This window comes from Enterobacter cloacae complex sp. HYC033_NIDB, from assembly GCF_056673335.1.
In genome coordinates this window covers 875,155-889,379 of record NZ_CP115123.1, presented here as the reverse complement: position 1 = coordinate 889,379, position 14,225 = coordinate 875,155, and the positions used below count along the sequence as shown (strand labels likewise).

Annotated in this window: 14 protein-coding genes and 1 tRNA gene; 7 read left to right on the top strand and 8 right to left on the bottom strand. The window is 53.2% G+C overall.

Annotated features, from left to right (window positions below; genetic code table 11):
• The first annotated feature begins 3 nt into the window (after positions 1-3).
• Complete coding sequence (locus O1721_RS04230; RefSeq protein WP_032646756.1) at positions 4-1,698, top strand: AsmA family protein; 1,695 nt, start codon at positions 4-6, stop codon at positions 1,696-1,698.
• Between the two features lie 128 nt (positions 1,699-1,826).
• Here the strand turns inward: O1721_RS04230 and yicI are convergent, their stop codons facing one another.
• Positions 1,827-4,145, bottom strand: coding sequence for an alpha-xylosidase (yicI, locus tag O1721_RS04225; RefSeq protein ID WP_032646753.1), 2,319 nt, complete (start codon positions 4,143-4,145; stop codon positions 1,827-1,829).
• 12 nt (positions 4,146-4,157) lie between these two features.
• The gene (locus tag O1721_RS04220; RefSeq protein WP_032646751.1) at positions 4,158-5,549 is read right to left on the bottom strand and encodes a glycoside-pentoside-hexuronide family transporter; all 1,392 of its coding nucleotides are present in this window, start codon (positions 5,547-5,549) and stop codon (positions 4,158-4,160) included.
• A gap of 287 nt (positions 5,550-5,836) precedes the next feature.
• Between O1721_RS04220 and O1721_RS04215 the strand changes: the two genes are divergently transcribed.
• Positions 5,837-5,931 (top strand) — tRNA-Sec (locus O1721_RS04215).
• A 5-nt stretch (positions 5,932-5,936) separates the two neighbouring features.
• Here the strand turns inward: O1721_RS04215 and O1721_RS04210 are convergent.
• Positions 5,937-6,743, bottom strand: coding sequence for a toll/interleukin-1 receptor domain-containing protein (locus tag O1721_RS04210; RefSeq protein WP_032646750.1), 807 nt, complete (start codon positions 6,741-6,743; stop codon positions 5,937-5,939).
• Between the two features lie 23 nt (positions 6,744-6,766).
• Complete coding sequence (locus O1721_RS04205) at positions 6,767-6,958, bottom strand: toxin-antitoxin system HicB family antitoxin (protein WP_032649915.1); 192 nt, start codon at positions 6,956-6,958, stop codon at positions 6,767-6,769.
• 125 nt (positions 6,959-7,083) lie between these two features.
• On the opposite strand from O1721_RS04205, the gene O1721_RS04200 reads away from it, so the two are divergent.
• Positions 7,084-7,425: a SymE family type I addiction module toxin gene (locus O1721_RS04200; RefSeq protein WP_032646747.1), complete on the top strand. Its 342-nt coding sequence runs from the start codon at positions 7,084-7,086 to the stop codon at positions 7,423-7,425.
• Between the two features lie 50 nt (positions 7,426-7,475).
• Positions 7,476-8,513, top strand: coding sequence for a virulence RhuM family protein (locus O1721_RS04195; RefSeq protein WP_032646744.1), 1,038 nt, complete (start codon positions 7,476-7,478; stop codon positions 8,511-8,513).
• Here the strand turns inward: O1721_RS04195 and O1721_RS04190 are convergent.
• The 4 genes from O1721_RS04190 to O1721_RS04175 form a co-directional block, all read right to left on the bottom strand.
• Complete coding sequence (locus O1721_RS04190; RefSeq protein ID WP_015570066.1) at positions 8,503-8,958, bottom strand: GNAT family N-acetyltransferase; 456 nt, start codon at positions 8,956-8,958, stop codon at positions 8,503-8,505. The two genes, O1721_RS04195 and O1721_RS04190, sit on opposite strands and share 11 nt — an antisense overlap.
• Before the next feature lie 47 nt (positions 8,959-9,005).
• Entirely contained in the window at positions 9,006-9,776 is a 771-nt protein-coding gene (locus O1721_RS04185) for a GlxA family transcriptional regulator (protein ID WP_223230145.1), read from the bottom strand.
• Between the two features lie 353 nt (positions 9,777-10,129).
• Positions 10,130-10,609, bottom strand: coding sequence for a hypothetical protein (locus O1721_RS04180; protein WP_032646742.1), 480 nt, complete (start codon positions 10,607-10,609; stop codon positions 10,130-10,132).
• A 1-nt stretch (position 10,610) separates the two neighbouring features.
• Positions 10,611-11,399, bottom strand: coding sequence for a winged helix-turn-helix domain-containing protein (locus O1721_RS04175; RefSeq protein WP_032646739.1), 789 nt, complete (start codon positions 11,397-11,399; stop codon positions 10,611-10,613).
• An 834-nt stretch (positions 11,400-12,233) separates the two neighbouring features.
• On the opposite strand from O1721_RS04175, the gene O1721_RS04170 reads away from it, so the two are divergent.
• Genes O1721_RS04170 through O1721_RS04160 form a run of 3 tightly spaced genes read left to right on the top strand, consistent with a single transcriptional unit; the run spans position 12,234 to position 14,204 of the window.
• Positions 12,234-12,836: a helix-turn-helix domain-containing protein gene (locus tag O1721_RS04170; protein WP_015570068.1), complete on the top strand. Its 603-nt coding sequence runs from the start codon at positions 12,234-12,236 to the stop codon at positions 12,834-12,836.
• A 52-nt stretch (positions 12,837-12,888) separates the two neighbouring features.
• Positions 12,889-13,473, top strand: coding sequence for a fimbrial protein (locus O1721_RS04165; RefSeq protein WP_032646736.1), 585 nt, complete (start codon positions 12,889-12,891; stop codon positions 13,471-13,473).
• Positions 13,474-13,526: 53 nt separating this feature from the next.
• The gene (locus O1721_RS04160; protein ID WP_032104018.1) at positions 13,527-14,204 is read left to right on the top strand and encodes a fimbrial biogenesis chaperone; all 678 of its coding nucleotides are present in this window, start codon (positions 13,527-13,529) and stop codon (positions 14,202-14,204) included.
• Positions 14,205-14,225: the final 21 nt, after the last annotated feature.

Below are 14,225 nucleotides of genomic sequence, written 5' to 3'. Positions count from 1 at the left end.
ACCATGAAATTTATTGGAAAGCTGCTTATCTATCTTCTGGTAGCCCTGCTCATTGTAGTGCTCGCCTTTTATTTTCTGCTCCAGACCCGCTGGGGCGCATCGCAGGTCAGCAGCTGGATCACGGTGAATACCGATTACGAGCTCAACTTTGACCTGATGGATCACCGCTTTTCATCCCCTTCTCACATCCTTCTGGAAAACGTTACCTTCGGACGAGATGGCAAACCGGCCACGCTGGTCGCTAAAAAAGTGGATATTGGCTTAAGCAGCCGCCAGATCACCGACCCGCTGCATATGGATGCCATCACCCTGTTCGATGGCACGCTGAATTTATCGCCGCAGACGGCGCCGCTGCCGTTCCAGGCCGACCGTCTGCAACTGAATAACATGGCCTTTAACAGCCCGAATACCGAGTGGGATCTCAGTGCGCAAAAGGTGACCGGCGGCGTCAGCCCGTGGCAGCCCGAGGCGGGGAACGTACTGGGAAAAAATGCGCAAATCCAGATGAGCGCCGGGTCGCTCACGCTCAACGGCATACCGGCCAACAACGTGCTGATTCAGGGACAACTCAACGGCAAAGAGGTGGTGCTGAATACCATCGGTGCCGATATGGCGCGCGGCTCGCTGACGGGCTCGGCTCTGCGTAATGCCGACGGTGGCTGGGTTATCAACACCCTGCGTCTGAATGAGATCCGCCTGCAAAGCGACAAATCGCTGCTGGATTTCTTCGCCCCTCTCTCCACCCTGCCTTCGTTACAGATTGGGCGGCTGGAAGTGACCGATGCCCGTCTACAGGGGCCAGACTGGGCGGTAACCGACCTCGATCTCAGCCTGCGTAACCTCACCCTGAGTAAAGGTGACTGGCAAAGCCAGGAGGGACGGTTATCCATGAACGCCAGCGAATTTATCTACGGCTCGCTGCATCTGTTTGACCCTATCCTGAATGCGGAATTCTCCCCGCAGGGCATTGCGCTGCGTCAGTTCACCTCCCGCTGGGAAGGAGGCATGGTGCGCACCTCCGGCAACTGGCTGCGCGAGGGTCAGGCGCTGGTGCTGGACGACGTTGCCATTGCCGGGCTGGAATATACGCTTCCGGAAAACTGGAAAACGCTGTGGATGGACCCGCTCCCGGTATGGCTGAACAGCGTAACACTGAAAAAATTCGGCCTGAGCCGCAACCTGGTGATCGACATCGATCCGGCGTTCCCGTGGCAGATCACCTCCCTCGACGGTTATGGCGCTAATCTGCGGCTGGCGCAGGATCACAAGTGGGGCGTGTGGGGCGGTAACGCAACCCTCAACGGGGCGGCAGCAACCTTTAACCGCGTCGACGTGCGTCGCCCGTCGCTGGCGCTGAATGCCAACGCCGCTACGGTAAATATTACCGATCTGAGCGCCTTTACCGAGAAAGGGATCCTGGAAGCGACCGCCACCGTGTCACAGCTGCCACAGCGACAAACCACCGTGAGCCTGAACGGGCGCGGTGTACCACTCAACGTTATGCAGCAGTGGGGCTGGCCAGCGCTGCCGATTGCGGGCGACGGCAATATTCAGCTCACCGCCAGCGGAAGCGTGCAGGCCAATGCGCCGCTGAAGCCGACGGTGAATGGGAAGCTGAGCGCGGTGAATATGGATAAACAGCAGGTGCAACAGACGATGACCGGCGGGATGGTGTCGACGGTGGCTCCGGCACAGTAAAAAGCCGGGTGGCGGCTTCGCCTTACCCGGCCTACGAGGTTTTGGTTCCTTCTACCGTGGGTGAGGGCATCAGACCGCATAATTACCGTAGGCCCGGTAAGCGAAGCGCCACCGGGCATTTTTCCAGCTCAGAGGTGAACCACCACCTCATCCCCCTCGGCTTTCACCACCACACCCCATTCGCTGCCCGCATGTGAACCGCCTTTTACGCCGCCGACCTTCTGCACGTTGCGCAAGCACACCGACCAGTTTTGCGCATCTCCCGCGCCGGTAAAGGTCACGACGTCGCCCTGACGTGACGCCTTCAGCGCAAACACTACAGAACCGTCCGCCGCAGGCACTTCACTCACCGCCGTTGCGCCATCGCTCAGGTTAAAGAGCTGGAAGGCCGTCCCCTCGTGCCACGCATAGTCCGGCTTCTGGTTATTATTGCCGAGCGCCAGCAGCGTGTTGTCGCGCACATAGACCGGCAGGCTCTGGAAATCGTGCTGCTGCTTATGCCAGCGGCTACCCTCGATTTCATCGTTGTGCCACAGGTGCGTCCAGCGCCCTTCCGGCAGGTAGAACTGCACGTCGCCCGCCTCGGAGAACACCGGCGCCACCATCATTGAATCCCCCAACATGTACTGGCGGTCGAGGTAATCGCACGCCGGATCGTCCGGGAACTCCAGCATCATCGCCCGCAGCATCGGCGTGCCGAACTCGTGCGCCAGCGCCGCCTGACGATACAGGTACGGCATCAGCTGGCATTTCAGCTGCGTGAAGTGGCGCACCACATCGCAGGACTCGTCATCGTACGCCCACGGCACGCGGTAGGATTTGCTGCCGTGCAGGCGGCTGTGGCTGGAGAACAGCCCGAACGCGCACCAGCGTTTGTAGACGTGCGCCGGAGCGGTGTTTTCGAACCCGCCGATATCGTGGCTCCAGAACCCGAAGCCGGACAGCCCAATCGACAGCCCGCCGCGCAGGCTTTCGGCCATCGATTCGTAGTTGGCGTAGCAGTCGCCTCCCCAGTGTACCGGGAACTGTTGCGCACCCACGGACGCGGAGCGGGCAAACAGCACCGCCTCTTCTTCTCCCACCGTCTCTTTCAGCACGTTCCACACCAGTTCGTTGTAGATGTAGGCGTAATGGTTATGCATCTTCTGCGGATCGGAACCGTCAAACCACTGGACCTCCGTCGGGATACGCTCGCCGAAGTCGGTCTTGAAGCAGTCGACGCCGATCTCCACCAGGCCTTTCAGTTTGTCCGCATACCACCTGCACGCGTCCGGGTTGGTGAAGTCGTAGATCGCCAGCCCCGGCTGCCATTTGTCCCACTGCCACAGGGAGCCGTCCGGGCGCTTGAGCAGGTAGCCCTTCTCTTTCAACTCCCGGAAGATCGGCGATTTCTGGCCGATGTACGGGTTGATCCACACGCAGACCTTCAGCCCTTTCTCTTTCAGGCGGCGGATCATGCCTTCCGGATCGGGGAAGGTCACCGGGTCCCACTCGAAGTCGCACCACTGGAAGGCCTTCATCCAGAAGCAGTCGAAGTGGAACACGTGCAGCGGCAGGTCGCGCTCGGCCATGCCGTCGATAAAGCTGTTAACCGTCGCTTCGTCGTAGTTGGTGGTGAAGGAGGTGGTCAGCCACAGGCCGAACGACCAGGCAGGCGGCAGCGCCGGACGCCCGGTGAACTGCGTATAGCGGTTCAGCACTTCTTTCGGCGTCGGGCCGTCGATCACGAAGTACTCCAGATACTCCCCTTCCACGCTGAACTGCACTTTGGAGACTTTTTCGGAGCCGACCTCAAACGAGACGTTCTCGGGGTGATTCACCAGCACGCCGTAGCCGCGGTTGGTCAGGTAGAACGGGATGTTTTTGTAGGACTGCTCGGTGCTGGTGCCGCCGTCGCGGTTCCAGGTTTCGACCGTCTGGCCGTTGCGTACCAGGGCGGTAAAGCGCTCGCCCAGGCCGTAGACCGTTTCCCCCACGCCCAGATCCAGACGTTCAAACACATAGTTGCGATCGGTATTGCTGTCCTGCACGTAGCCGTTGTTTTTCAGCTGGCTGCCGGTAATGCGCTGGCCGTTGCGCAGGAAATCCAGCGCCCAGAACTCGCCTTTGGTAACGCGCACGCTAACGCTGCCGCTTTTCAGCTCGGCAAATTCGGCGTTGTTTTCAATCTCTACCTTCACGTCTTTCAGAACGTTCAGCGGATAGTGCGGGCCGTTATTCAGCGCACCCTGGAAGTGTTCGATGCGCACCCCGACAATTCCTTCCTGCGGGGCAAACAGGCGCACCGTGAACATCAACGTGTCGAGCTGCCAGGTGCGTTCGCGCACGTCACGCGGCGCCACATACACCACCAGGTCACTGCCCTGCTGCTCCACGTCGAACACCTGCACCGGATAGGTCACGTTCAGACCCGGTTGAATAAGCCAGTTTCCATCACTGATTTTCATGCTTACGTCCTCTTAGTTCTGCAATTCTTTGCTGACCGGCAGGTTTTCAAATTCCTGCTGATTACGGCGCGCGCCCTGCGCCAGCTCGCCCAGGATTTTGGTCAGGAAGGGGGTTTTCAGCGTGTAGTAGCGTTTGGCGATGATGGCGCTCAGCACGTAACAGATCGCCGGTGCCAGGGTAAACAGGCCGATGATGATGCTGATGGTCGCGCTGTTCTGGGTTTTGGCTGCCGCGTCGTAGCCGCCGCCTGCCAGCATCCAGCCGATCATCGCCCCGCCCAGCGCCAGGCCGAGCTTCAGCACGAACAGCGTGCCCGCAAAGCTGATGCCGGTCAGTCGTTTGCCGTTGGTCCATTCGCCGTAGTCGACGGTATCGGACATCATAACCCACTGAATCGGCGTCACCAGCTGGTGCAGCACGCCGATAACGAAGATGAAGCCGAACATCAGCACGGTGGCATGCATCGGCACGAAGAACATCGCCACGCTGACCACCGCCAGCGCGGCGTTGGTCCACCAGAAAATGCTGACCTTGCACTTCCAGTCGGTGAGCGGTTTTGCCAGCGCGGAGCCAATCAGGTTACCGACGCAGTAGGTCGTCAGGAACGCGACGAACACCTCCGGCGAGCCCATGATCCAGGTGCAGTAGTACATCATCGCGCCGCCGCGCACGCAGACGGCGAGGATGTTGAGGATGGTCAGCACGCCGACGATGCGCCACTGGTCGTTTTGCCAGATGTCGCGCAGGTCTTCCCGCATGGAGGTGGTGCTCGGCGGCACCTGGATGCGCTCTTTGGTGGTGAAGAAGCAGAACGCCAGCATCAGGAACGCGACCACCGACAGCACGGCGATCCCGCCCTGGAAGCCGAATGCCTTATCGTCGCCGCCAATCAGGTTCACCAGCGGCATCATCAGCACCGTGGAGAGCATGCCGCCCGCCGTCGCCAGCACAAAGCGCCAGGACTGGAGGGAGATACGCTGCGTCGGGTCGTTGGTGATCACGCCGCCCAGCGCGCAGTACGGGATATTGACCACGGTATAGAGCAGGGTCAGCAGCGTGTATGTGATGGCGGCGTAAACCATTTTTCCGTTAAGGCTGAGGTCCGGCGTGGTGTAGGCCAGCACGCAGACGATGCCGAACGGAATGGCGCCGAACAAAATCCACGGACGGAACTTGCCCCAGCGGCTGCGGGTGCGGTCGGCAATCAGGCCCATGCACGGGTCGGAGATCGCATCCAGCGCGCGGGCCAGCAGGAACATGGTGCCGACAAACCCGGCGGGAATACCAAAAATATCGGTGTAGAAAAACATCATATAAAGCATGACGTTATCAAAAATGATATGGCTGGCGGCGTCTCCCATGCCGTAGCCAATCTTCTCTTTTACTGACAGGACTTCGCTCATATTTTTATCCTTCACGCTGTAGGGGGCGCTGAGACCGGTTACCGTTTTTTAAACCATTGTTTCAGGAGCGGGTATTGCGTTTTCTGGTTAAGAGATTACGTTTCTTGTTTTTTGTGATCGGGATAAAAGTTGATGAGCACGAAATGCTAACCTGAGGATTTTCTTAAGAATTAGCTGAAACAGGGGGATTCAGGTCAAAAGAGAGGTGAAAAAAGTGGTGTGGGGTATGTGGTAAATGCCTGAAAGTAGCTATAATGCGCCCCGCCTCCATGTAGCAATGCAGGCGCGGAAGATCGTCATCTCCGGTGAGGTGGCTGGACTTCAAATCCAGTTGGGGGCGCCAGCGTTCCCGGGCAGGTTCGACTCCTGTGATCTTCCGCCAAAAATTCATTTCTTTTTATACAAAGTTTCTAGTGCTTCCAATAAGTCCCTTAATCCACTATTAAAATCATTTCTAAAATCTGCGTATTTTTTTGTTTTTAACAACTCAGGTATTTTGCAATCTTTCAAAAGTAAAGGAAGCACGTGAATACGATTATGTTGAATTTCATTCCAATATTTTGTTTGCCATTCTCTTTCTACCCATTTTGATGAAACCGCATTTCCAGAAAGAATAACAATTACAAAATCAGCTTCTTCTAATCCGTCTGAAATTCGTTCGGGAATACTTTCCCCTACTTTTATGTCCCATTCATCCAACCAAGGAGCATAACCATTTGCTTCAAGGTCCATACATAACATCTTTGCAAACGGTTTATCCAATGATGAATGAGAAATGAAAATTTTTGCCCCGTTAGGTTTATTCATATAGCGCTGCTCCACAATTTGGTTCAGAAGTGTAGTTTCAATGTAATGTAATTCTGAAAAATAACCACACAATTTCTTATATGATATTTTATTGTATGGAGAGCACAGTTTAGTAAGTTCAGCTTTACGATTTACTAAATCGTACATTGATGCATATTCTAAATCATCATAAGAGATTCCATGATGCTCAGTCGCTAGAGAAAAATGGCCAAAATATACGATAGCGACATGGATTATACCCTCTATTGTTTCATCATCGTCATCTTCTTCATTCCATTCATAGTTTTCTGGGAAAATAGAATCATCATCATCGTAATAACCAATACGCCCTTTAAATTTTCCAGATATTACTTTAACGGTACCATATCGATCCATTTCTTTAGGCATGGCTGAATCCTTTATTCATAATTTTAACCCTTAGGTTCAATTTTCCTTAATCGCAAAGCCTCCCTCGCCAGTTCCTTCAACCAGCTGGCGAGACTCACCCCTTCCTCAGCCGCCACTGCATCCAACTGTTCCTTCAATGCCGGATCAATTCGCATCTTAAACTGCGGGGACTGCCCGCCGCCTTTTGGTTTTTTTTCGCGCGATATGATTGACATGAGGCCACCTATCCACCTACTCTGACACACATAGGAGGCCACCTAATCCTCCTGTATTAGCAACGCTCCGAAGTGCGGGAACACAACCGGAGCGTCTAACCTCACCAACTATCAAGGAGTTGATTATGGCTGATTCGCATTCTACCCCAGACACCGACCAATCCGGAACCGAGCGTTCGTTAATTGTGGGATACCGCCCGAATGTTTACGACAAATCTACGCCAAAAATCATCCTTTCCGGCAAGTGGCTGCACGCGGCGGGGTTTGATACCGGGCAGCAGGTCACGGTAAAGGTCATGAAAGGATGCATCGTTCTGGTGGCGTATAACGAGCAGGAGCAGCGTTTGCAGGACGATTATAAACGGACGAAAGCAAAGCTTATTGAGATAGAGGACGCGCTTGCAGCGATCCAAATTCCACATGCTGGAAAGCGCCTCGCAAAATCAAATACAAACCACCTGGCTTAGCGGCTGTTTCTGGCATACTACCTGCCTGGTGCATTAGATGTGGAGGCGACATGGCAGATAAAGACGTAATCCAATCCCCGGCAGGCGAATTTGTTATGTTTGCCAGTGATGATGGAACGGTTCGCATCACATGTCGCTTTGAACATGAAACACTCTGGCTGTCGCAAGCAGCCATTGCGTCTCTTTACCAGGTCACCCCTCAAGCTATTACTCAGCATATTAAAGCCATTTATGAAGAAGGTGAGCTTGAACAAAAAGCAACTTGTAAGGCTTACTTACAAGTTCAGCAAGAAGGTCAGCGCAAGGTCAATCGCAACACACTTCACTATAGCCTGCCCGTCATTCTCGCCATCGGCTATCGCGTCCGATCCACGCGAGGTACGCAGTTCCGCCAGTGGGCCACCCAAACGCTCCAGGAATACCTGGTTAAAGGCTTCGTTATGGACGACGAGCGCCTGAAAAATCCGCCTGTGGGATCTTCCGCCGTCCCTGACTATTTCGATGAAATGCTGGAACGCATTCGCGATATACGGGCCAGCGAACGCCGGGTCTATCTTCGCGTGAGGGAGATTTTCGCATTAGCCGCTGACTATCAGCCGTCGCTCAAAGAAACCACGCAATTCTTTCAGACCATCCAGAATAAACTGCATTTTGCCTGCACTAGGCACACCGCTGCTGAGTTGATTCACCAACGTGCGGACGCCACTCAACCGCATATGGGGCTGACCAGCTATAAAGGCGAAGAAGTCCGTAAAAGCGATGTCACCACCGCAAAAAATTATCTGTCTCAGGATGAGGTGAGCGAGCTTAATCGCGTCGTTAATATGTGGCTCGATTTTGCCGAAGATCAGGCCAAACGCCGCAAGCAGGTATTTTTACGAGACTGGCAAACCAAGCTCGATCAGTTCCTGCAATTCAACGACCGGGACGTTTTAGAAGGCGCAGGAAAAATCAGCAAGAAAGCGGCTGATGAAAAGGCGTGCTCAGAATACATCGAATATGAAAAAAAGCAGCGCCTGCTGAAAGAGGCCGAAGGTGAGAAAGATATTGTCGGCTTAATAAAATGGGATAAGCGGGCTAAGCGCTAATCCCGGTATTTCTGCTCAGCTTCATATGCAACAGCGGAAACGGATTCCCCTGCCCATCCAGTTCCGAACGCCCGACCTGCTCGAACCCCATATGACGATAAAACGCCACCCCCTGCGGATTCTGCTCATTCACGTCCACTTCATTTACGCCGAATTCTGCAATGGCATATTGCAGCAGCATTTTCCCGATACCCTTCCCCCGGCTCGCATCATCCACAAACAGCATTTCAATGCGATTTTTATCCACGCCCAAAAAGCCGTGAATAATACCCACGTCATCCCGGGCAATCACAACCCTGAGATTAGGCAAATATGCGTTGAGCAATAACGGACGCAGCGCCGCGATATCGCTTTCCTGCAAAAAGCGGTGCGTGGCGCGAACGGACGACTCCCAGACTGCGACGAGGCGTTCAAATTGTGAGGGGTGTGCGGCTTCTATTTTCATGATGATATTCCGGTTGAGTAAAGTTTCAGGGCAGCATGTAATGATATTCAGCTCTGCGACGTGCGCCACACGCCAGGCGTACAACCATACTCCGTCTGAAAATGACGAATAAAGTGCGCGCAGTCGCTGAACCCCATCCGCTGCGCAATATCCGTCACGCTTTGCTGTGAGTTCTTCAGCAGCCAGCAAGCATAGCGCAGTCTGGCACTGCGGATAAATTCGCGGGCCGTTTTGCCGAATTCTGCGTGGAACAGACGGTTGAGCTGGCGTTCACTCAATGCCACTTCTCGCGCAAGCCCGGCGGTGGTGAGCGGCCGGGTCAGGAACTGTTCTATCAGCATGACGGCGCGGCGCAACCGCGAGTCAGGGATAAGCGCAAAATTCGCCGGACGCGGGGTGGCAATTTCATGCGGAACGAGCGACAAACGCTGACAGGTGGTGCTGGCGATATCATCCCCGGCATGGGCGCGGATAAGCTCAGTTGCCAGCGTCAGGGTGGAAATACCGCCCGGGCAGGTCAGCACATCGCCATCGTCGATGAAATCATACCCTTGCTCAGCATAAACCAGCGGGAAAGCCTGCCGAAATGCATCAAGGTGGAAAGGATGGATGGACGCTCGTCGTTCATTCAGCAATCCTTCCTGTGCGAGGACAAAACTGCCGGTGCCAATGCCAATGAGCGGAACCCCGGCATGGTGGGCATGTGCCAGATACGCTTTATCCCCCTGATACCCTAAGTCCAGATACTGCAATTCACCGCCGATAACAGCAAGATAGTTAAAACTGTCCGGCGGCGCATGGGGAGAATCTGGTCTCATGATAATCCCCGCATTGCTGATAATCGGGATATCAGGAAATTCACTTATCAGGCTGATTTTAAATGCTAATTTATCCTGAGCTTTCGCTGCATAACGCAGCGCCTCCAGCAACCCGGAGACGGCCAGGAGTGAATAACGGGGCCATAATATCAACCCAATATGCAGACACTTTTCCGGTACTGATTTCCCCCCATCGGAGGAGTCAAATACACTTTTCATTTACTTGCCAAATTTAAAATTAATTACATTATCGCAACATGATCTGTCGCACTTTTTATTTCTAAGGTAATCCTGATATTTTAAATCAAGCATAAATGAGACGGGAGGAAAATATAATGTTTTTCTCGTTTATATCATTCTTTTTTTGAACCACGACACACATATGTCGGTAATGTTCCTAAGGTAAAGATATAGTTACCATTATGTTGTTCATTGATCCGCATATAAATACTCTTGCCCGGATAGACAAAGAATTGCGGTTCATATTTTTCCAGCCAGCTGTCTTCGACATTATCGTCCGGGAACGTCATATTTTTTTCTGACGTCAGCAAATAGAGATGATCTTGTCTCTCCACCCGAAAGGAAATTTTCCTGTCAATGGTTTTACCCGGATCGCTCTTTGCCCGGCCATTCATGCTCAGGGTGCCGAATTTCCCGTCGAAGGTGTAATTCAGCCAGACCGTCAGCGTCTCATCCGGATGGTGCTGTACCAGATTAGCCTGGCATGAAAAAGGCTGAACGTAAGTTCGGTGCCACAGGTAATAGCCCGTCAGCACGCCTGCCGTGACGAGGCCCGTCACGATGATATACAGCATCTGCCGAAAACGAGTCATGCTAGCTATCCTTCAGGAAATAATCAGATATACAGCGGTTCGGTTCTTTCATTGGCCGGTCGCAGCGAATAACCGACGCACGAGGAAGCAGAGCGTACCAGCTGATGTAAACCCAGGGATATTGCGCGCATTCAGCCTTGAATTGTTCCACATAGGTCAGCGCGGAAGCGCGTTCAGCGTGGGTCTGAATGTCGTTCGCAAGATAAACGCGACAGGCTCCGACGGATGCCGCAAAACGGTAATCCTCAACAAAACGGTTTTCTGTGGCGTTCATATATCCCGTCACGCCTGCCCCGGCCAGGATGATCAGCAGCCCCATGACGACAGCCAGCCAGCGCGTGGGCTTCCTGGCAACGGGCGTTGCTGGCTCGGAGGGTGCAGAGACCTCCTCGATCGCTGGCGCCTCCACACATTGTCCCTCTGCGGGTTGAGGCGCGACGGGTGAAGACTCCCTGACAGTTATTTGCGTGTCGCTTGCCAGCGTCAGCCCAATCCGGGGAATGGTAACGATAGGGTCAGTTTCAAAACCAATCTTTTTGAGCCCTTTGCGCAGGATGGAGATGTTCTGGTAATAGGTATTAGAGGAGACAAGCATGCCGCGGCTTTGCCAGACAATATCAAGGAACTCTTGCTGAGTGACAATCGACCCCGCTCTGTCGATTAATAACAGCAGGCATCGGCCTGCTGGCGAATTTAACACAACTACACGGTCAGGATTGTTGATATCACGTAACGTGCTGGCCGCAGGATGAAATTCGACGATATTATTTATAATGTAATGCTTATGCATAGGGGCAGTATGAATTCTCCGGTTAACAGATGTTGAACCTGGGTCACCGCATGTATGGGATGACATTCACGTCGGGATTAATGTGACTGATTAACGTCATGCTGTATATCTTCGCCATTGGCGAAAAATCTTAATTTATATTTCATCCCTTAAGCTTCACTGAACCTGCATAAGAACTCAACCCTTGTAGAATGCGGCTTGCAGAGCCGCTTCATCCGCGATCATCCTCATTATGATGTTTTGTGAAGTGAATTTCCGCTCCACAGAAGTATCTGACTACCGGCAGCATCTCATTTATCAGGGCCTCATCTTTTGGCGCGCTCCTCGCCTCTTGACATTGACAAATATCTACATAAAAAAACATTGTACGCCACGGACATGCGTGTCTGAAATATTCAGCATCCTTAAGCCTTAAGTTTTCTCAACCTGACCAATATCAATAACTTACATGGTTTTTGTATGCTTTTAAGCCACCTTTCTATCAGTTTTTATCGATGATAACATTCGTAAATTGTTATTCCCCGTCAGCAACTTCACACCCGCACTGACACCAGACGACAAACTCCTTACAAAACATTTATCAAAGCTAAATTTTCATTAAAAATAGCGGCTATCATAATTTACAGAAAGCGAAGCGGAATAAGACCAATCAGAGGGAAGCGTCGTAACCGGTCTCGATCTTAGTAATTAATACAATTTTAGATTAATTCAGATTACCTCTTTATTGGCCGACGTATAGTAGGCCTACAGTATGCAATACGTCATTGCTTCGAGAATACTGGCGATAACCTTATAAATAATTCGCCTGATTACTATTATAAATCGAGGAATAACATGACGAACAATAGCCAAATAACACAGCATATAACTGTTGCACTGATGGGCGGCGATCATTATGCAAGAAACGGCATTAAAACGTTATTAAGCAGCATCCGCGACGACCTTCACATCATTATCATCGAAGGAGGTTATCAGGAACTGGATAAGGCGCTGTCGTCGATTCGTATCGATATCTTATTTATATCCGGCGCAGAGAAATACCATACAGGGTATGACTCACTGAAATATTTAAAAAAAATCAAAGTCACGCAGCCTGAAGTGATTATCTGCCTGTACTCAACCTCTGCCCATTCCCTGTTATGGGTCCGGGAAGATATTGATGCCTATATCTCGCTACAGAACACGGTTTATCAGTGGCGGATAAAGCTAGCAAAAATGGTCGATAGCCATTATCGGCCCCAAAAGCAGCCAGCGGCGTTATCGCTGACGCCTGGAGAAAGGAGGGTATTAAAGGAACTCAGGAACGGACTGGATATACGTTACATCGCAGAACTGGAGAAACTTTCTTATCGCCGCGTGAGCGCCTTAAAAAGCTCAGCGATAAGGAAACTCGGGCTCAGGAATAAGACAGATTTGCTGGTCTTTTTAACCAGTTAGACCTGCCGCTTTCAGAGCAAATCTCGTAATAAAAAAATCAAGGAACTATGAAATGAAAGCACGCCTTACTTGCCATTCTCTGCTGGCATTAAGCATTGCCGCCCTGCTGCCAGCGGGCGCAGCACTGGCCGCCACCACCAGCGGCGGCACGGTTAACTTCAGCGGTAAAGTGGTGACCTCCGCCTGTGCCATCAGCGCCGGTAGCGCCAATATCGACGTCGACATGGGTGAAGTGCGTACCGCCACGCTGGCTGCCGCAGGCAGTGAAGCCAGTACCGCAAAAGCCTTCTCCATCACCCTGGAAGATTGCGAAATCGCCGATACCTCGGCGTCCACGGAAGATAACCCTATTGCCGCAACGACCGTGGCTATCACCTTCACCGGTACACCGGACAGTACCGATGTGAATAGCCTGGCCGCGGGAGTAAACGGCGGCGCGGGCTCGGCGCAGCATGTCGCTATCCGTCTTTATGACGAACAGGGCAACGTCGTCAGGCTGGGTGAGCCGGCAGCAGCGATCCCCCTGCGTGCGGGGGCGAACACCCTGAACTTCAGCGCGAAATATTACTCCCCACTGGGTAACGCCACGGCGGGTGATGCCAGCGCGGTCGCCACCTACACCGTGACCTATTCGTAATCTTCAGACCCGGTCTGCTGGCCGGGTCTGACTCAGCTTTCAGGAGACGCACTATGCGCGTAAACACATGGATTTGTCTGGCTGGCACGTTATGTTCATCCGCCGTGTACGCAGGCGGCGTGGGGTTAGGCGCAACGCGGCTGATCTACACCGGCGCGGCTACGCAGACGATGATGCAGGTAAGAAATACCCACCCTGATGCCACGTTTCTGATCCAGTCCTGGATGGAAGACGAGAAAGGGAGCCGTACCAACGACTTCGTCATCACGCCGCCGCTGTACGTCATGAAGCCCGCCAGCGAAAGCGCGGTGAAAATCATGTTCAGCGGCGACGCCCTGCCAGCCGATCGCGAGACGCTGTACTGGATGACGGTCAAAGCTATCCCACAGCAGGTTAAAAACGGTTCCGGCAATTCGCTGCAATTCGCCTCTGCCAACCGCATCAAGGTCTTTTATCGCCCGGAGCGGCTCAGGGAAGGTGCAGGGGAGGCATGGAAAAACCTTGCCGGCGCCTACCGCGCGGGCAAGGTCACGCTGACCAACCCAACGCCGTATTACCTCACCACCATTAACGTGAAAATTGATGGCAGGCCGGTGTCGCCCGTCATGGTGCCGCCGAAATCCAGCGTGACGCTGGCAGACACCTTCAGCCATGCGAGCAGCTTAAGCTACCAGACGATTAACGATTATGGCGCCTGGACGCCCGTTACCCGCACGTCATTGTCCCAATAATAAAAACAGTAAGGCGTGACC